The sequence below is a fragment of the Paraplanobispora siamensis genome (assembly GCF_016863175.1).
In the GTDB taxonomy this organism is placed as follows: Bacteria; Actinomycetota; Actinomycetes; order Streptosporangiales; family Streptosporangiaceae; genus Planobispora; species Planobispora siamensis.
Genome location: NZ_BOOJ01000029.1, coordinates 153,585 through 171,300, shown reverse-complemented (window position 1 = coordinate 171,300; position 17,716 = coordinate 153,585). Strand labels below are relative to the sequence as shown.

Sequence of the window (17,716 nt, the reverse complement as noted above, 5' to 3'; positions counted from 1 at the left end):
TCGCTCGTCCTACGACGCCGCCTTCTGCGGCAGTCGCTCCAGAATCGCCTGGAACATCGCCGCGTTGGACTTGGCCATGGCGTCCATCTGGGTCTCCAACCGGCCCATCCGGGTCTCCAGCTGGTCCATCCGGGTCTCCAACCGGCCCATCCGGGTCTCCAGCTGGTCCACCCGGCCGCCCAGGGCCGCCACCTGGGTCTTCAGGACACCGACATCGGTCTTGACCTCCTTGGCCGTCTCCTCGACGCGGACGAGCCGATTGTCGATCTCCTTGGCCGTCTCCTCGACGCGGACGAGCCGGTTGTCGATCTCCTTGACCGTTCCCTCGACGCGGACGAGCCGGTTGTCGATCTCCTTGACCGTTCCCTCGACGTAGACGAGCCGATTGTGGATCTCCTTGACCGTTCCCTCGACGTAGACGAGCCGGCTGTCGATCCCGTGGATCGTTCCCTCGACGTGGAGGATCCGCTTGTGGATCTGATCGATCAGGCCGTAGGCGGGACCCACCGCCTCACCGGCGCGGTCGTTGGCCCGCCTGGCGCATCGGGAGCTCAGTTCCACGAATTCCTCTTCCAGGTGCGTGACCCGCTCTTTGAGCGTGGGCATGGATTTTCCTCCGAACGTGTCGTACAGCGTAGCCGAGGCCCGCCGGCGAGGAAGGACAGGGGGTTGATCCCCGCAGGGGAATCTTTGCGGAAGATCGGCTCCCACCTGGGGAAACGCAGAACAGAACATCCGTAAGAAAGAAACCCGGGATGAGGATTCCTTTCCTCGCGGACGGCGTTTCTCATGCGAAGAGGGAAAGCTTTAGATTTACCGCCCGGTTTTGATGCCGGATATCCGATCCGGTCAAAATGAAATGAATTACCAGGTCCACCGGAAATGCGGCAGGCGGCGTTCGAGGAAGGCCGCGACGCCCTCGGCGAGCTCGGTGGCCGACTCCTTCTGCCACTCCCGGAAGCGGGCCTCGTCGGCGCGGCCGTCTACGACCTCCTTGCTGGCGGCCAGGGTGAGCTGGGAGCGCGAGGCCATGGTGCGGGCCAGGCCGTACACCCGCTCCGCCAGGGACTCGGGCGGCAGGACCTCGTCCACCAGGCCGAGGCGCAGGGCGTGACCGGCGTCGATCTGGTCGGCGGAGTAGAGCAGGAGCTTGGCGGCCGACGGGCCGACGTGCTCGACCAGGCGACGGGTGGACGACAGCGGATAGACGATGCCGAGCTTGGCCGGGGTGATTGCGAACCGGGCGTCCCGCGCGGCGATGCGCAGGTCGCAGGCCAGGGCGAGCTGGCAGCCGCCGCCCACGCAGAAGCCCTCGATCATCGCGATCACCGGCTTGGGGAACTCGGTCAGCGCCCGTTCGGCGATGACGGTGGCCCCGGTGCCGTCGCCGTTCTCGGCGAGCCCGGCGATCTCCGAGATGTCGGCCCCGGCGCAGAAGGTGCCGCCCGCCCCGGTGAGCACGAGCACCCGCACGGCCGGGTCCTGCGCCAGCGGCGCCAGGATGCCCGGCAGCGCCCGCCACATGCCGGCGCTCATCGCGTTGCGCTTTTCCGGGCGGTCGATCCGCAACGTGGCGACGTGGTCGTCGATGGACAGCGCGAAACCGTCGGAGATCTGCACGGCATAGATTCTCCCGGCCCGCTTCCGCGATCACGATCCGGGCCCCGCCGGGGGACGACGGGCGGGCCGATCACGTGACCGCGACGTCCGTGGAGACGAAGTCCCCGACCAGCCGCATGACCTCGTCGGTCCGCTCGTCACGCGGGTTGTGCCCGGCGCGCTCGATGATCTCCAGGCGGGCTCCCGGGATCCCCGCGGCGAGCTGGCCCTGGTCCTCGGGCGGGAACACGCAGTCGCCCCGTCCGGCGATCACCAGCGCGGGCGTCCTGACCTCGCCCAGACGGTCCATGACCGTCCAGCCCTTCAACAGCCGGCTGAAGGCGAATCTGTGGGCCTCAGCGCGCCCGCCGTCCGCACCTCGGCCCGATCCGGGTGCGGACGCCGGGGCGGCCCCTCCGCCTTCCGCGGGGGCGCCCGATGAACGATGTCGGCTGCCCTCCGAGGTCCACGTGCATGGCCGCCGTGCCGTCCGGGGCGGCGCCGAACACGACGCGCAGGCTCGGCGACCCGGGCCCCGGGAGGTCGAGCCGGAACACCCGGGGATCGTCCTCGTCGTCGGGGCACAGCGGGAGACCCCGGTAGAGGGACGGGACGGGCGTCAGCGCCCGGATCATCAGGCGCCCGCCTCGGACGAACACCTCGACGCCGCCGGGTATCGCCAGACGCCCCCGCAGGTCCGAGATCCGCGGAGGCATCCGGTAGCGGCCGCAGAGCTCCGCCCAGACCTCGGGGCGCTGGGGGATGTCCGTGCGCACGACCTCGTCGGGCACCTCCAGCAGATGGCGCAGCAGCCGCCTGAACTCCGTCTCCATCCATCCGAACGCTCCCTTGGAGCCGTTGGTGAAGGCGACGACGCCGACGCCGTCGTCCGGCGCGAGGAACACCGCCGAGTTGAAGCCGGGCAGGATCCCGTCGTGCCCGGCCACCGGGTGCCGGCCCGCCCGGCCGCTGAAGAACCCGAGCCCCCACCCCGGAACCCGGGGATCCGGCCGGAAATGGGGCTCGTACATCATGTCGAGGGTGTCCGGCCGCAGGACGGAGCCGTTCTCGCCGGCGCCCCCGCCCGTGAGGGCCGCGGCGAGACGGGCGACGTCCCGGGTGGTCGAGTAGACCCCGCCGGCTCCCGCGCCGATCCAGTCCCGGTCGGGTACGGCCTTCGCACCGCGGCGCCCCAGCTCGTAACCGGTCGCCAGGCGCGAGGCGAGCCGTGCGGAGCGGGTGAGGCCGGTGTCCGTCATGCCGAGGGGGTCGAAGATCCGCTCGCGGAAGTAGCGCTCCAGGCTCATCCCGCTCACGTCCTCGACGATCTGGCCGAGCGTGGCGTACCCGTGGTTGGAGTAGGCGAAGACCGTGCCGGGCTCGGCCACGATCGGCAGGCCCGCGCGGTAGTACTCGGCCAGCGACGGCAACGGCTCCCCGACCGGCACGCTGAGCTGGGGAGGACGGCCCCCGAACGGCCCGGCCTCGGGATGGAGCAGGTCGGACAGGTGCCGCACCTCCGCGATCCCGGCGGTGTGGGTCAGGAGATGGCGTACCGTCGCCGGCCCGAACCCGGCGTGCGCCGGGACCAGCGCGTAGGCGCGGAGGTAGTCGCCGGCCGGCGCGTCGAGGTCGACGAGGCCCTGCTCGTGCAGCTGCATCACCGCGATCGCGGTGACGGGCTTGGTGACGGACCCGATCCTGAAGACCGTGTCCTCGGTGACCGGCGTGTCCGAGGCGATGTCCGCCAGTCCGTGGCCGTGGAAGGAAACGAGCGATCCGTCGCGGACCACGCCGACGGCCAGGCCGACGCATGGGTGCCGGTTGAGCATCTCCGCGACCGCCGTGCGCAGCCGGGATTCACCGATCGCGGGAAGCCCGCGGCCCGCCTCACACTCGGGGCAGGTGGCTTGACGTGTCATTGCTCACCTCTCCTTCGGCGCCGGAGGTGCAACGCGCGACACGCCGAGACCCTCGGCCGCCGCTGTCATCGTTTCCGCGGAATGCGGGTCCGCCCAGAGGCGAAAGGCCCGCATCGGCCGGGACGGATCGCGGGCGGCCCGGTGCAATACCGTGATCCCGTCCGCCGCCGTCACCGTCCGGGCGTCGAGCGCCCGGACGTGAACGGCCCTGAACCGGTTTTCCGAAACAGGTCCCAGACCGGAAAGGCCAGGAGATCACCGTGCCCCCGTTTCCGTCCTCCCTGTCCCCCGCCTCGCGCAGGATGCGGCCCGATCGGCGGCTCGGGCGGCTCAACCCGGCCGAGCGGCTGCTGTGGGAGGCCTACCCGACGGGTGCGTGGGTGGATCTGCGGACCGGTGACCCGGCGGTCGACGACCCGGCGAACGGGGCGTCGTGGGGCCCGGAGCGCACGGTCCGGGCGGAGGTCCTGACCGCGCTGCTGCTCGGCGCGCAGGAGGCGGAGCCGGGCACGACCCCGGGCGTACGGCTGGCGGGCGCGCGGATCACCGGCCCGCTGGACCTGTCCGACGCCACCGTCACGGTCAAGCTCCACCTCCTGAACTGCGCCATCCCCGACACCGTCGACTTCACCGACGCGACCACCCGCGGCATGCGCTTCCGCGGCTGCGCGATGGGCCGGGTCCGTGGGGCGCGCAGCACCGTCGACGGACTGCTGGAGTTCGACGGCTCCGCCGTCGGCGGCCTCCGGCTGGACAACGCGCACATCACCGGCCAGTTCCGGCTGGCCGGGACGCGCCTGGCCCCTCCCGAGCAGGGGAACCGGACGCCGGTGGGCGGCCCTCCGCAGGACATCACGCATCCGTTCACCGAGGAGGAGGTCCGGCGCCGGGGCCACGACCGGTACCAGTGGGCGCTGTGGGCGGGCGGGCTGACCGTGGACGGCGGCGCGTTCCTGCGGCGCCTGAACGCCACCGGCGGGCTGCGCATGGTGGGCGCGAAGTTCCACGGCGGCCTCTATCTTCAGGAGGCGTCGATCACCGCCACCGACCCCGGCGGCTCCCCCGCCACCGAACCGGCCGCAGAACCGGCCACAGCACCGGCCGCCGGATCCGCCGCCGAGCCGGCCGCTGAGTCCGCCGCCACCAGGGTGTACGCCGTCTACGCCGACTTCCTGGAGGCCTCGGCCGCCGAGTTCAGCGCCGGGTTCACCGCGGCGGGCACCGTACGGCTGCGCGGGGCGCGGATCAACGGCGTGCTCTCCTTCGACCAGGCGGTGCTCAAGGCGCCCGACCGGTCCCTGCACCTGAGCCACATGCAGGTGGACGAGCTGATCCTCAAACCGGTGGAGATCGAGGGCGAGATCAACCTCAGCTACTCGCGGATCGGCGTGCTGATGGACAGGCTGTCGGCCTACCCGGACCACGTGCACCTGAACGGGTTGACCTACGAGGCGCTGCGCGGGCCGTGGACCGTGGCCGAGCGGCTCTCGTGGCTCTGCCGGGACCCGGGCGGTTACCGGCCGCAGCCGTACGAGCAGCTGGCCGCCTGGTACCGGCGGATCGGTCACGAGCCGGACGCCCGCCGGGTGCTGCTGGCCAAGCAGCGCGAGCGCCGTGCCACGCTCCGGCCCACCGGCCGCCTGTGGGGGCGTCTGCTGGACTCAGCCGTCGGGTACGGCTACCGCCCCTGGATGGCCGGGCTCTGGGCGGCGGTGCTGCTGGTCGCGGGCACGGTCGTCTTCTCCGCCGTCCCTCCGGCGCAGATCGACCCCGGCGAGGTCCGGAACTTCAACGCCTTCGTCTACACGCTGGATCTGCTGGTCCCGGTGAGCGTCTTCGAGCAGCGCGGCGCCTGGGAGCCGGTCGGGTGGACGCGGTGGCTGGCCTGGACGCTGGTCGCCTCCGGCTGGATCCTGGCCACCGCGCTGATCGCCGGGGCCGCCCGGGTGCTCCGTCCTTCGAGCGCCCCCTGACCCGCCGGGCGCACCCGGGGACGGACGTCCCCCGCCGTCAGCGGGGGGCGTCCACCCGGAGCCTGGGCAGCGACTCCGGGTACTTCTCCCTGATGAAGTTGACCATGTGCTCGCGCATGTCGCACCTGAGGTCGAAGGCGCTGGCGGAGTCGGCGGCGCTCATCAGCGCGCGGACCTCCAGCAGGCCGTTGGGGAGGGTGTCGGTGACCTGCAGGACCCAGTCCTTCTGGTCCCAGAGCGGGTTCTCGCGCAGGGCCCGGTAGAGCTCGGTGCGCAGCTCGTCCACCGGGACCGACCAGTCCACCCGCAGGAGCACCGTGCCGATCACCCGGCTGCCGTGCCGGGTCCAGTTCTCGAAGGCGTTGGTGGTGAAGTAGGAGACGGGCAGGACCAGCCGCCGCTCGTCCCACAGCCGCAGGACCACGTAGGTGAGGGTCAGCTCCTCGATGCGGCCCCACTCGTTCTGCACCACGACCACGTCGTCCAGCCGGATCGCGTCGCTGAAGGCCAGCTGCAGCCCGGCCAGCATGTTGCCCAGGGTGGACTGCGCCGCGATGCCGGCCACCACGCCGGCGATGCCCGCCGAGGCCAGCAGTCCCGCGCCGAGCGCGCGCACCTGGGGGAAGCTGAAGAGCATCGCGCCCAGCGCCACCACGATGATCACCGCCGCGGCGACCCGGCGGACCAGCGCGATCTGGGTGCGGATGCGCCGGGCCCGCCGGTTGCGCTCGCCCTCGACGGTGACCAGCCGGTCGAGCACGACGTCGGTGACCGCGTAGGCGGCCTGGATCACCAGCCATGTGACGGAGGCGATCATCGCGATGCTGATGGCCCGCTGGATCGCCTGGTTGGCCGAGCCGTCGGCCATCCCCGGCTCGTAGACCGTGTAGACGGCCGCCACGATGGCGGTGGCGAAGCCGGGCCAGGTGCAGCGCTGCACCAGTGGCCCGGCCAGGACCGACCTCTCTCCGATCAGGCGGGAACGCAGCAGTCTCCGTACCAGTTCCACGGCCGCGACGGCCGCGAGCACGGACACCAGCAGAATGATCCATTCCGACACCGGGCAGGGCCTCCTCTCCTCGTCGTCGACCAGAGGGGGTTGCCCAGTACAAAACCGTCTATTCAGAAGCTTTCGTCGAAAGTGACATTCCCCTCAACTGCCACTTGATACGCCGAAACCCTCCGCTCGAAGAAGTTCGCCAGCTCCTGCACGTCCTGGAACTCCATGAACGCGAAGGGGTTGGCGGTGCCGTACCGGACGGGCAGGCCCAGCCGGGTCAGGCGCTGGTCGGCCACGTACTCCAGGTAGCGCCGCATCTGCTCCGCGCTCATCCCGGGCATCCCCTCGCCGCACAGGTCGACGGCGAAGGCCAGCTCGGCCGCCACGGCCTCCTCCAGCATCCGCGTCACCTGCTCGCCGAGCTTGTCGTCGAACAGCTCGGGCTCCTCGGCCCTGACGGTGTCCACCACGCTGAAGGCGAACTCCATGTGCATGGACTCGTCACGGAAGACCCAGTTCGTCCCGGTGGCCAGGCCGCCGAGCAGGCCGCGCGAGCGGAACCAGTAGACGTAGGCGAAGGCGCCGTAGAAGAACAGCCCCTCGATGCAGGCGGCGAAGCAGATCAGGTTGAGCAGGAAGGCCCGCCGGTCCTCCTCCGTCTCCAGCCGCTCCAGCCCGCCGAGCGAGTCGATCCAGCGGAAGCAGAACTCGGCCTTGTCCCGGATGGAGGGGATGTGCTCGACCGCGGCGAAGGCTTTGACGCGCTCGTCGTGGTCGGGCAGGTAGGTGTCCAGCAGGGTCAGGTAGAACTGGACGTGCACGGCCTCCTCGAACAGCTGCCGGCTGAGGTACAGCCGCGCCTCGGGCGCGTTGACGTGCTGGTAGAGGTTGAGCACCAGGTTGTTGGCCACGATCGAGTCGCCGGTCGCGAAGAACGCGACGAGGCGGTTGATCAGGTGCCGCTCCTGGGGGGTCATCCGCGCCAGGTCCGCCAGGTCGGAGTGGAGGTCGACCTCCTCCACCGTCCAGGTGTTGCGGATGGCGGCGCGGTAGCGCTCGTAGAAGTCCGGATAGCGCATGGGCCGCAGGGTCAGGTCCATGCCGGGGTCGAGCAACATCGGGCGGTGCCTCTCGGGGAGTCGGTCGTCTTACGGGATGGTCGTGCGCCGGGCGCCTACTGGCAGGCGTCGCAGTACTCGGGGTTCTCCAGCGAGCACGCGACGGCCTCGGGGTCGGCGACGGGTGCGGGGACGGGCACGGCGGCGGGCTGGGCCACGGTGGTCTGGGCGATCCGGGTGGCCGGACGCGAGCGCAGGTAGTAGGTGGTCTTCAGGCCCGCCTTCCAGGCGTAGGCGTACATCGAGGAGAGCTTGCCGATCGTCGGCGTGGCCATGAAGAGGTTCAGCGACTGCGACTGGTCGATGTACGGCGTGCGCGCGGCGGCCAGGTCGATCAGCGCCTTCTGCGGCAGCTCCCAGGCGGTCCGGTACAGGAGCTTCAGGTCGGCCGGGATCTCGGGGATGTCCTGGACCGAGCCGTCCGCCCGCTTGATCGCGTCGCGGACCGCCGGGGTCCACAGCCCGCGCTCCTGAAGGTCGCCGACGAGATAGCGGTTGACCTGGAGGAACTCACCCGACAGGGTCTCGCGCTTGAAGACGTTGGAGACCTGGGGCTCGATGCACTCGTAGCAGCCCGCGATGGAGGCGATCGTGGCGGTCGGCGCGATGGCGATCATCAGCGAGTTGCGCAGACCGGTCTCGGCGATCTTCGCGCGGAGCGCGTCCCACTCCGGGGAGGTCGCGGCGCCGTAGTGGTCCGGGTGGAGCACCCCGCCGGCGGCCCGGGTGTCGCCGTAGGAGGGGTGGCGGCCCCGCTCGGCGGCCAGGTCGGCCGAGGTGTCATAGGCGGCCAGCGCGATCTCCTCAGCGATCCGGGTGGACAGCGCCAGCGCCCCGGGCGAGTCGAACGGCAGGCGCAGCGCGAAGAACACATCCGCCAGCCCCATCACGCCCAGCCCGATCGGCCGCCACCGCCGGTTGGCGGCCTCGGCCTCGGGGGTGGGATAGAAGCCCAGGTCGATGGTGCGGTCCAGGAAGCGCACGGCGGTGCGGACGGTACGGCGCAGCCGCTGCCAGTCCAGCCCGTCCCCGCCGTCCAGGTGGGCGGCGAGGTTGACGGAGCCGAGGTTGCACACGGCGGTCTCGGCGTCGCTGGTGACCTCCAGGATCTCGGTGCAGAGGTTGGACAGGTGGATGACGTTCTCCGGGCGGGCCGTCTGGTTGGAGGTGCGGTTGGCCGCGTCCTTGAAGGTCATCCAGCCGTTTCCGGTCTGGGCGAGGGTGCGCATCATCCGGCCGTAGAGGGTCCGGGCCGGGATCCGCCGGACGGCCTTCCCCTCGGCCTCGGCGGCCCGGTAGGCCTCGTCGAAGGCGGGGCCGTACAGGTCGGTGAGGTGCGGGACCTGCTTGGGGTCGAACAGCGACCACATCGAGTCGGCCTCGACCCGGCGCATGAACTCGTCCGGCACCCAGTTGGCCAGGTTGAGGTTGTGGGTGCGGCGGGCGTCCTCGCCGGTGTTGTCGCGCAGCTCCAGGAACTCCTCGACGTCGGCGTGCCAGGTCTCCAGATAGACGCAGGCCGCGCCCTTGCGGCGGCCGCCCTGGTTGACCGCCGCGACGCTGGAGTCCAGGGTGCGCAGCCACGGCACGATGCCGTTGGAGTGGCCGTTGGTGCCCCGGATCAGCGAGCCCCGGGAGCGCACCCGGGTCCAGGAGACGCCGATCCCTCCGGCGTACTTCGACAACCGCGCGACCTGCCCGTACCGCTCGTAGATCGCCTCCAGCTCGTCGCGCGGCGAGTCGAGCAGGAAGCACGACGACAGCTGCGGGCGGCGGGCGCCGGAGTTGAACAGGGTCGGCGAGCTGGGCAGATAGGACAGGCTCGCCATGAGGCCGTACAGCTCGGCGGCCTCGGCGACGGTCTCCGACAGGCCGCAGGCCACCCGGAGGAAGAAGTGCTGCGGGCGCTCCAGGACCTTGCGGGTCTCCGGGTGGCGCAGCAGGTAGCGGTCGTAGACGGTGCGCAGGCCGAAGTACTCGAACGCGGTCTCCCCGGTGATCAGCGCGTCCAGCTCCGCGGCGTGGGCGGCGACGAACGCGGCGAGCCGGTCGGCGACCAGCCCGGCCGCGTGGGTGGCGGCCACCGACTCCGAGAAGGTCCGCACGCCGTGCCCGGCCGCCTCGTCGGCGATCAGCTCGGCCAGCAGCCTGGCGGCGACCCGGGAGTTCTCCGGGTCGGCGATCACCCGGGCGGCGGCCTCCTCGATGGCCAGCCTGCGGTCGGCCGCCGTACCCACCTCACCCGCCGTGTCGGCTGTCGCCCCGGCGGCGGTCTCGGCGGTCTCGGCTGCCTCGGCCAAGGTCTGTGTCACGTGCTACCCCTCGCGTCCCCATGCGTACGGCTTCGCGGGACGGGCACACGGCAGAGGGCGGTTCACGGGCACGCCGGGACCGCCGTCGTCCGCGGGCCCTCCCTCGAGGCCCTGGACTGATCACGTCACCGGCAGGTCTTCGGACTCACGGGCGTCACACGCGTTCCTACTGGCCGTCGCTTCCCAGGTCTCCCCAGTGCTCGACTGACGGCGGTCGTTCCCGTTCACCGCTGCGGGGCAGTCCCGGATTCCCACCGGGTTCCCTCTTGCCTCGCCCCTCGCGGGGCGAACCAGCAACGAGGAAGGATCCTACATCTAGTGGCTCTCGACGCAAGCAGCCCCACACCTTGTGTCGGATGCGCTCAGCAAGCCGAGGTCGTAGAGCACGTCCCGGGTACGCCGGGTCTCGGTGGTCAGCCACTGGCGGAAGTCGCCGCCGCTGAGGTAGAAGCGGTCCCAGCCCTGCGCCGCGCACAGCGCCTGCCAGCGCGGGGAGGCGTCGATGCGGTCACACAGCGCGACGGCGGCCTCGTCGTCCGCCTCGCTCATCCGCCGGGGGCCCAGCACCCCGCACCAGTCGCTGTACTCCAGCCGGATCTCCAGCTCCAGCAGGGTCGGCGCGTCGATCCCCTCGATCCGGTCGGCGGCCGAGACCGCCAGAGGGCGCAGGCGGCCCGCGGCGATGTCGGCGGAGAAGGACCGGGCCGGCCCCATGAGAGCGGCCAGCCGCCCGCTGTGCAGGGCTTCCAGGGCGTCGGCGGAGTCGAGGTAGCCGACGTAGTCGAGCAGCCGGACGTCCACCCCGAGGCACTGGCCGATCATGCCGTAGAGGACGTGGTCGGAGCCGCCCGCGTCGCGGCCGCCGACGGCGGGCCCGGCCGGGTCGCGGCGGAGCGCGGCGGCCAGATCCTCGAAGGAGCGCAGGGGCGAGCCGTCGGCGACCACCAGCGCCACCCAGTCGCCCACCAGCCGGGCCAGCGGGGTCGCGGACTCGACCAAACTGATGCCGCCCGACATCTCGGCCCCGGTGACCGTCGACATCCCGGCCACCAGCAGCCTGCCCTGCCGGGCGAACGGCACGGAGGTGGCGGCGAAGGAGTCGAGCAGGCTCACGACGGTCTCACCCGGCCGGTTGCCGACCCCGGCCGCGGCGGCGAGCCCCTCTGCGGCGACGACCGAGGACAGGGCCCGTGCGATGCGGTCCCACCGCTCCCCGCGCGCACCGGGCGTGACGAAGGACAGCCGGCCCGTCACCGGGCCCGGGGCGTCGTCCCGGCCGCATCCGGCCGCGGCGGCCAGCATCAAGGCGCCGAGCGTGAAGAATCTCCTGCGATGCATCGGCGCCCTCCCCCGAGGTTCCTTCACAGAAGGTTACATGAGCACTACTCTGCGCCATGGACCGGGTGGAGGAGGGCGCCCGGGGGTCACTCCACAGTGACGCTCTTGGCCAGGTTGCGCGGCTTGTCGACGTCGCGCTCCAGGGCCACCGCGGCGTGGTAGGCGAACAACTGCAGCGGGATGCTCAGCAGGATCGGGTCCAGCTCGACCTCGTTCTTGGGCACCACCAGGCAGTCCTCGGCCAGCTTGGGGTCGGCCACCCGGTGCCCGACCATGATCACCTGGCCGCCGCGGGCGCGGATCTCGCCCAGCGCGGTGAGGTTCTTGTCCAGCAGCTCGTCGTCGGGGACGATCGCCACGGTCGGCATCTCGGGGCCGATCAGCGCCAGCGGCCCGTGCTTGAGCTCGCTGGCCGGGTAGGCCTCGGCGTGCACGTAGGAGATCTCCTTGAGTTTCTGCGCGCCCTCGCGGGCCACCGGATAGCCGCGGACCCGGCCGATGAACATCATGCTCGGCGCGGAGGCGTGCTTGCGCGCGAGCTCCTTGATCTCCGGCTCCAGCGCGAGGATCTCCTTGATCTGGTCGGGCAGGCGGCGCAGCCCCTCGCAGATGCGGCGGCCGTCGGCCGGCGACAGGTCGCGCACCCGGCCCATGTGCAGGGCCAGCAGCGCGAAGGCCACGGCGGTGGAGGTGAACGCCTTGGTGCTGGCGACCGAGACCTCGGGGCCGGCGTGCAGGTAGACACCGCCGTCGCACTCGCGGGCGATGGCGCTGCCGACGGTGTTGACGATGCCCAGCACCCGGCCACCCTTGCGCTTGAGCTCCTGGACGGCGGCCAGGGTGTCGTAGGTCTCGCCCGACTGGCTGATGGCCACGTACAGGGTGTCGGGCTCCACGACGGGGTTGCGGTAGCGGAACTCGCTGGCCGGCTCGGCGTCGGCCGGGACGCGGGCCAGCTCCTCGATGAGCTGCGCGCCGATCTGGCCGGAGTAGTAGGCCGAGCCGCAGCCGATGATCTTCACGCGGCGGAAGGACCTGATCTCCCGGGCGTCCATGTTGAGGCCGCCCAGGTGGGCGACGTTGAAGCGCTCGTCGAGACGGCCGCGCAGAGTGCGGGCGACGGTGTCGGGCTGCTCGGAGATCTCCTTGAGCAGGTAGTGCTCGTAGCCGCCGGTGTCGTAGTTCGCGGTCTCCCAGTCGACGGTGAGCGGCTCCTTGGCGGTCTCCCGGGCGTCGCTGGCGAAGGTGTGGAAGCCGTCGGCCTTCAGCACCGCCAGCTCGCCGTCCTCCAGGTGCACCACCTGGCGGGTGTAGCGCACCAGCGCGGCCACGTCGGAGGCGGCGAACATCTCCCGCTCGCCGATGCCCAGCACGATCGGGCTGCCGTTGCGGGCCACGACGATCTCACCGGGGCGCTCGGCGTCGATCACCGCGATGCCGTAGGTGCCGACGACCCGCTTGAGCGCGGTCCGCACGGCCTCGTCCAGCGAGTCGGACTCCTTGACGGTCCGGGCGATCAGGTGGGCCAGCACCTCGGTGTCGGTCTCGGACAGGAAGACCGCGCCGTCGGCCTCCAGCTTGGCGCGCAGCTCGTCGGCGTTCTCGATGACGCCGTTGTGCACGACCGCGATGCGCTCGTCGTTGGACAGGTGCGGGTGGGCGTTCTCGTCGCTGGGCACGCCGTGGGTGGCCCAGCGGGTGTGGCCGATGCCGGTGGCGCCCTTGAAGCGCGCCGGTACGGCCGCCGCCAGGTCGGCGACCCGGCCCTTGACCTTGCGCATCTTCAGGCCCTTGTTGACGACGACCACACCGGCCGAGTCATAGCCCCGGTACTCCAGGCGCTGCAGGCCCTCCAGCAGGATCGGCGCCGCGTCCTTCGGCCCGATGTAGGCCACGATTCCACACATTCAGCTATTCCTTCGCTGTCGACGGCACATCCGCAGACTTACCTGTTGGTGCTCGGTTATCCGTTTGTGACTGCTACCCGTAGACGATCCTGCGCAGCTGGCGCAGGGAGAGCTCGGGCGCCGCCACCCTCCGGCCCGGGAGTTCGGCGGCGATCCGAGGGAAGATCTCGTCGTTGGCCAGCCCCCTGCCCCGCAGCTCGGCGTGACGCCGCCGGACGAACTCCTCCACGGGCTCCGAGAAGTACGCCAGCACGTCGGCCACCACCCGCGCGGCCTCACCCGGGCGGAGCGAGCTCGTCCGGGTCAGGTGGGCGATCAGATCCTCGTGCTGATGCCAGGTCATGGACACAGATCTGGACGATATGCATCCGGCTCGCCGTTCTCCAAGTTCCCTGCCCGAATTCGGGCAGAGATTGACCACTTCCCTTCCCACCCAAACACATCCGTGACTCTAGGTAACGGATAGCGACCAAGGGTAGTCATTGGGGCGGGAGGAACTACTATGCGACGTCTGTCAGGTACCGCAGCTCTTGCCGCTCTCGCCGTTATGATCCCCATGGCTCCGGGGAACGCCGCCCTCCGGGAGGACCCCCCCGACGGCCTGCAGGCCGCCTTCGCCCGGGCCGCCGAGGACTACGGCGTGCCGCGGAGCGTGCTGCTCGCGGTCTCCTACCTGGAGTCCCGCTGGGACGGAAACGGCGGGCTGCCCAGCGTCTCGGGGGGTTACGGCCCGATGCACCTGGTCGACGGGCGGCTCGCCGTACCGCCGGAGTCCGGTGGACACCACCACGGCGAGGAGGACCCGCGCGGCGACGAGACGCGGCCGATGAGGCCTCCGGCCCCGGCGCCCGCCGCGCCCCAACCGCTGGAGGACACCCTGGGCCTGGCGTCCCGGCTGACCGGCATCCCCGCCGACCGGCTGCGCGAGGACCCCGCCGCCAACGTCCGGGGCGGCGCCGCGCTCCTGGCCGAGTACCAGCGGCGGACCGGCGGGCCCGCGGACGACGACCCGGCCCGCTGGTACGGGGCGGTGGCCCGTTACGCGGGCTCGGACGACGCGGGGGCGGCGGCCGTCTTCGCCGACGAGGTCTACGCGACGATCCGCACCGGCGCCGCGCGGGTCACCGACGGGGGAGAGCGGGTGGTCCTGCCGTCCGACCCGTCGGCGAACCCGCCGGCCGGCTCGCCCGAGCGGCTGGGCCTGCGCAGGGCGGCCGGGGCCGCCGCTGCCGCCGGGCCCGACTGCCCGGCCTCGGTCTCCTGCGTGTGGCTGCCCTCGCCGTACAAGCGGCTCAAGAAGAAGGGCCACTACGGCAACCACGACCGTCTCCAGGTGCCCCGGAAGATCGACTACATCGTCATCCACGACGGCGAGAGCAGCTTCCGCTCAATGATCAACTCGGTGCGCAACCCGACCTACCTGAGCTGGCACTTCACGCTGCGCTCCGGCGACGGCCGCATCGCCCAGCACCTGCGCGGCCAGGACATCGGCTGGCACGCCGGCAACTGGGACGTCAACTCCCGCTCCATCGGGCTGGAGCACGAGGGCTATCTGGCCAGGGGCGGTGCCTGGTACACCGAGGCGATGTACCGGGCCTCGGCGAAGCTGGTCAGGCATCTGGCCAGGAAGTACGGCGTGCCGCTGGACCGGGCGCACATCGTCGGCCACGACAACGTGCCCGGACCCACCCGGGCGTCGGTGCGGAGCATGCACAACGACCCGGGGCCCTTCTGGGACTGGGCGCACTACTTCGAGCTGCTCGGCCGCCCGCTGGCGCGGGTGGCCCGCTCGGGCGGCCTGCCCTCGCGCTCGGTGATGATCCTGCCGAGGTTCGCCGCCCACCGGCAGCGCTTCACCGGCTGCGGGGGCGGGTGCCCCGCGCGGGGCTCCTCCTCCGTCTGGCTGCACACCCGGCCCTCCGCCACCGCTCCGCTGGTCAAGGACATCGGCAAGCACCCCGGGGGCCGCTCCAGCTACGGCGTGCAGGACCACGCCGCGCGCGCCTCGACGGGCCAGCGCTACGCCGTGGCCGACCGCCGGGGCGCCTGGACGGCGATCTGGTATCTCGGCCAGAAGGCCTGGTTCCACGACCCGAAGGGCGCCCGCACCGCCGTGCGCGCCGCCGGGCCGCTGGTGACGCCCCGGCCCGGCGTGTCCTCGGTGAAGCTGTACGGCAGGGGCTACCCCGAGCCGGGGGCCTACCGCGGGGTCAGCCCGCAGAAGCTCACCCCGCTGCAGTACGTCATGCCGGCCGGCCAGCGCTACAGCGTCGGCCTGGTCCGCCGCGGCTCCTATCTGCGGGCCGTCACCTTCGACACCTCCAAGCACCGGCTGATCACCGGCGGCACGGTCTACTACCAGGTCCAGTTCGGCCACCGGTTCGCGTTCGTGCGGGCCGCGGACGTCACGCTCCTGCGGCGCTGAGCCCTTCGCGGGGGACCCGGTCAGAAGGTCAGCAGCGGGTCCCCCACGAAGTCGGCGATGAAGTTGACGAAGAAGAACCCGAAGAACAGGAAGTTGAGGACCAGGATCACGTAGTGCCACCAGCGGGGGCGGGCGGCGCGGGGCAGCCGGCTGTTGAGGTACATCAGCAGGAACGGATAGATCAGCGCGCCCAGGTTGGACATGTTCGCCGACCACTGCACCAGGCTGATCGGCAATGCCTGGAAGACGATGATGCTGATGACCACCAGCAGCACGATCATGAAGGGGTAGTAGAACCGGCGCGGGTCGCCCTCGATCAGGGCGCGGAGCCGGGGGCTGGTGGCGTGGGCGGCGTCGGTGGTCACCCGGACCATCGCCTCGAAGATGCCGAGCTGGGTGGAGAACAGGATCAGCACGCCCAGCACCAGGGTGACGTAGAACAGGAACGGGCCGTACTCGGCGCGCAGCACGCCCGCGACGAAGGTGGGGACGTTGGCCTGGGTGGGCCGCTGGCCGGAGAGCTCGACCGCCCGGGCCATCAGGATCGTGGGCAGCAGCATGCCGAACATGGCGCCGACGAAGAACACGCCCCACATGTCGATCATGAGCAGCCGGTACCAGCGCTTCCACAGCGCCGTGTTCCGCTCGTCCTCGGGGAAGGTGACGCCGCTGGACAGCAGCTCCCGGCGCTCGCCGCGCAGGCCGGCGATGAACCCGGCCCGGTGGCCCATGCCGTACCCCTTGTCCCGATAGTGACCCATGACGTACCAGTTGAGGCCGGAGGCCAGGGCGGTGAACCCGGCCAGCGCGCCGATCTGGGTCGCGGTGATCCCGGCGGGCGGGGCGGCGGGGGTGACGAAGCCGCGGATCGCCTCCCACCACTGGCCGAAGGGGACGACGAACAGGTCGATGAGGAGCAGGCTGACGAGGATCGTGCCGACCATGACCCAGTTCGCCAGCTCCAGCGCCCGGCTGATCCGCCGGGCGGAGGCGGTGATGAGGAAGACGAGCACGAGCAGCGCGACGGCCCACCACTCGGGCTCGGTCGATTCGGCGGGCGGCACCTGGCCGTGGATGAGCGCGTAGACGCCCTGCCCGGCGGCGCTCGCCCAGCCGCCCGCGATGAAGGCGAAGATGACGATGAAGACGGAGATCGGCACCCAGAGCAGATAGCCGGGCGGCACCCGCCCCCAGCCGACGACGGGCACCTCCCCCGTCGCGATCACGTAACGCGAGCACTCGACGTTGTAGAAGGTCTGCAGGATCGCGGAGACGAGGATCACCCAGCCGACGCCGACGAACCCGTACTGCCCGACGGCCTGGGGACCGAGCAGCCACTCCCCGCTGCCGATGGAGATACCCAGGGCGATCAGGCTGGGCCCGACCGCGAACTTGAACAGCTCCTTCGCTCCGAGCCGGCGTACCCCGAAGACCTCCTCGGGCTCGGGGAGGTCGGTGACGACCAGGGCGGGGCGGCTGACTCCGAGCTGACGTTCCGTCACTTCCGGCGGATTTTCGGTCACGAGGCGCCTCCCAGGTTCCGGCCGTCCCCCCTCGCTCACCTTGAGCGTGCGCCCCTCCCCAGCGCGGATCAAGGCCCAATTGACGGGCCGTTCCGCATGACCGGCCCCCCGATGCGCGCACGCACCTCCGAAAAGGCGCTAGAGTTTCTCCGTGCCCCGGGCGAATTCACCGGGAAACATGCGGAAGTGGCTCAGTGGTAGAGCATCACCTTGCCAAGGTGAGGGTCGCGGGTTCGAATCCCGTCTTCCGCTCGGCGGATCCCTCGGGATCCGGCTGGTGGAGTGGCCGAGAGGCGAGGCAACGGCCTGCAAAGCCGTGTACACGGGTTCAAATCCCGTCTCCACCTCAGCTCGCGGACATCGGAGCCTCCGGGATCCGGTAAAGTGAAGCACGACTGCGAAGGGGCGACCCGGAGCAGGCACGCGGAAGTGGCTCAGTGGTAGAGCATCACCTTGCCAAGGTGAGGGTCGCGGGTTCGAATCCCGTCTTCCGCTCTGATCTCACCCGAGGACGATTAGCTCAGCGGGAGAGCGCTTCCCTGACACGGAAGAGGTCACTGGTTCAATCCCAGTATCGTCCACCACCCGGCCGGTTCCCC

At 71.1% G+C, this 17,716-nt stretch carries 13 protein-coding genes, 4 tRNA genes and 1 riboswitch; of the genes, 6 read left to right on the top strand and 11 right to left on the bottom strand.

Annotated elements, in window-relative coordinates; all coding sequences use genetic code 11:
• Positions 1–9: 9 nt before the first annotated feature.
• From Psi01_RS17050 to Psi01_RS17035, 4 genes are all read right to left on the bottom strand, one after another.
• Entirely contained in the window at positions 10–606 is a 597-nt protein-coding gene (locus Psi01_RS17050; RefSeq protein WP_204065001.1) for a coiled-coil domain-containing protein, read from the bottom strand.
• Between the two features lie 258 nt (positions 607–864).
• The gene (locus Psi01_RS17045; RefSeq protein ID WP_307819240.1) at positions 865–1,620 is read right to left on the bottom strand and encodes an enoyl-CoA hydratase/isomerase family protein; all 756 of its coding nucleotides are present in this window, start codon (positions 1,618–1,620) and stop codon (positions 865–867) included.
• A gap of 70 nt (positions 1,621–1,690) precedes the next feature.
• Positions 1,691–1,909 carry an alpha/beta fold hydrolase gene (locus Psi01_RS17040; protein ID WP_204065000.1) on the bottom strand — a complete coding sequence of 73 codons (219 nt, stop codon included), beginning with the start codon at positions 1,907–1,909 and terminating at the stop codon, positions 1,691–1,693.
• Between the two features lie 46 nt (positions 1,910–1,955).
• Complete coding sequence (locus Psi01_RS17035) at positions 1,956–3,521, bottom strand: serine hydrolase domain-containing protein (RefSeq protein WP_204064999.1); 1,566 nt, start codon at positions 3,519–3,521, stop codon at positions 1,956–1,958.
• 260 nt (positions 3,522–3,781) lie between these two features.
• Between Psi01_RS17035 and Psi01_RS17030 the strand changes: the two genes are divergently transcribed.
• Complete coding sequence (locus tag Psi01_RS17030; protein ID WP_239127778.1) at positions 3,782–5,494, top strand: hypothetical protein; 1,713 nt, start codon at positions 3,782–3,784, stop codon at positions 5,492–5,494.
• Between the two features lie 37 nt (positions 5,495–5,531).
• On the opposite strand, the gene Psi01_RS17025 is transcribed toward Psi01_RS17030, so the two are convergent.
• From Psi01_RS17025 to Psi01_RS17000, 6 genes are all read right to left on the bottom strand, one after another.
• Positions 5,532–6,554: a mechanosensitive ion channel family protein gene (locus Psi01_RS17025; RefSeq protein WP_204064998.1), complete on the bottom strand. Its 1,023-nt coding sequence runs from the start codon at positions 6,552–6,554 to the stop codon at positions 5,532–5,534.
• A 62-nt stretch (positions 6,555–6,616) separates the two neighbouring features.
• On the bottom strand, positions 6,617–7,612 hold the full coding sequence (locus tag Psi01_RS17020; RefSeq protein WP_204064997.1) for a ribonucleotide-diphosphate reductase subunit beta: 996 nt from the start codon (positions 7,610–7,612) through the stop codon (positions 6,617–6,619).
• A 56-nt stretch (positions 7,613–7,668) separates the two neighbouring features.
• Positions 7,669–9,924, bottom strand: a complete 2,256-nt coding sequence (locus Psi01_RS17015; protein ID WP_204064996.1) for a ribonucleoside-diphosphate reductase subunit alpha — start codon at positions 9,922–9,924, stop codon at positions 7,669–7,671.
• A gap of 113 nt (positions 9,925–10,037) precedes the next feature.
• Positions 10,038–10,234, bottom strand: a riboswitch (cobalamin riboswitch).
• Positions 10,235–10,239: 5 nt separating this feature from the next.
• Positions 10,240–11,262 (bottom strand): Bug family tripartite tricarboxylate transporter substrate binding protein, encoded by a 1,023-nt coding sequence (locus tag Psi01_RS17010; protein WP_204064995.1) that lies wholly within the window; start codon positions 11,260–11,262, stop codon positions 10,240–10,242.
• An 86-nt stretch (positions 11,263–11,348) separates the two neighbouring features.
• Positions 11,349–13,169: a glutamine--fructose-6-phosphate transaminase (isomerizing) gene (gene glmS / locus Psi01_RS17005; RefSeq protein ID WP_204064994.1), complete on the bottom strand. Its 1,821-nt coding sequence runs from the start codon at positions 13,167–13,169 to the stop codon at positions 11,349–11,351.
• Positions 13,170–13,242: 73 nt separating this feature from the next.
• Positions 13,243–13,512: a hypothetical protein gene (locus tag Psi01_RS17000; RefSeq protein ID WP_204064993.1), complete on the bottom strand. Its 270-nt coding sequence runs from the start codon at positions 13,510–13,512 to the stop codon at positions 13,243–13,245.
• A 213-nt stretch (positions 13,513–13,725) separates the two neighbouring features.
• Between Psi01_RS17000 and Psi01_RS16995 the strand changes: the two genes are divergently transcribed.
• Positions 13,726–15,594 (top strand): N-acetylmuramoyl-L-alanine amidase, encoded by a 1,869-nt coding sequence (locus Psi01_RS16995; RefSeq protein WP_239127777.1) that lies wholly within the window; start codon positions 13,726–13,728, stop codon positions 15,592–15,594.
• Between the two features lie 20 nt (positions 15,595–15,614).
• Here Psi01_RS16995 and Psi01_RS16990 read toward each other — a convergent pair whose 3' ends face one another.
• A complete protein-coding gene (locus tag Psi01_RS16990; protein ID WP_204064991.1) occupies positions 15,615–17,096 on the bottom strand; it encodes an Nramp family divalent metal transporter in 1,482 nt (493 codons plus the stop codon).
• A 201-nt stretch (positions 17,097–17,297) separates the two neighbouring features.
• Here Psi01_RS16990 and Psi01_RS16985 point away from each other — a divergent pair.
• From Psi01_RS16985 to Psi01_RS16970, 4 genes are all read left to right on the top strand, one after another.
• A tRNA-Gly gene (locus Psi01_RS16985) sits at positions 17,298–17,369 on the top strand.
• Positions 17,370–17,393: 24 nt separating this feature from the next.
• Positions 17,394–17,464 (top strand) — tRNA-Cys (locus tag Psi01_RS16980).
• Between the two features lie 76 nt (positions 17,465–17,540).
• A tRNA-Gly gene (locus Psi01_RS16975) sits at positions 17,541–17,612 on the top strand.
• Between the two features lie 14 nt (positions 17,613–17,626).
• Positions 17,627–17,701: transfer RNA gene (locus Psi01_RS16970), tRNA-Val, on the top strand.
• The last annotated feature ends 15 nt before the right edge of the window (positions 17,702–17,716 follow it).

Coding starts and splice junctions, on each gene's coding strand:
- Psi01_RS17050 (WP_204065001.1), bottom strand. CDS start 606: ATGCCCACGCTCAAAGAGCGGGTCACGCACCTGGAAGAGGAATTCGTG.
- Psi01_RS17040 (WP_204065000.1), bottom strand. CDS start 1,909: ATGGACCGTCTGGGCGAGGTCAGGACGCCCGCGCTGGTGATCGCCGGA.
- Psi01_RS17035 (WP_204064999.1), bottom strand. CDS start 3,521: ATGACACGTCAAGCCACCTGCCCCGAGTGTGAGGCGGGCCGCGGGCTT.
- Psi01_RS17020 (WP_204064997.1), bottom strand. CDS start 7,612: ATGTTGCTCGACCCCGGCATGGACCTGACCCTGCGGCCCATGCGCTAT.
- Psi01_RS17010 (WP_204064995.1), bottom strand. CDS start 11,262: ATGCATCGCAGGAGATTCTTCACGCTCGGCGCCTTGATGCTGGCCGCC.
- glmS (WP_204064994.1), bottom strand. CDS start 13,169: ATGTGTGGAATCGTGGCCTACATCGGGCCGAAGGACGCGGCGCCGATC.
- Psi01_RS17000 (WP_204064993.1), bottom strand. CDS start 13,512: ATGACCTGGCATCAGCACGAGGATCTGATCGCCCACCTGACCCGGACG.
- Psi01_RS16995 (WP_239127777.1), top strand. CDS start 13,726: ATGGCTCCGGGGAACGCCGCCCTCCGGGAGGACCCCCCCGACGGCCTG.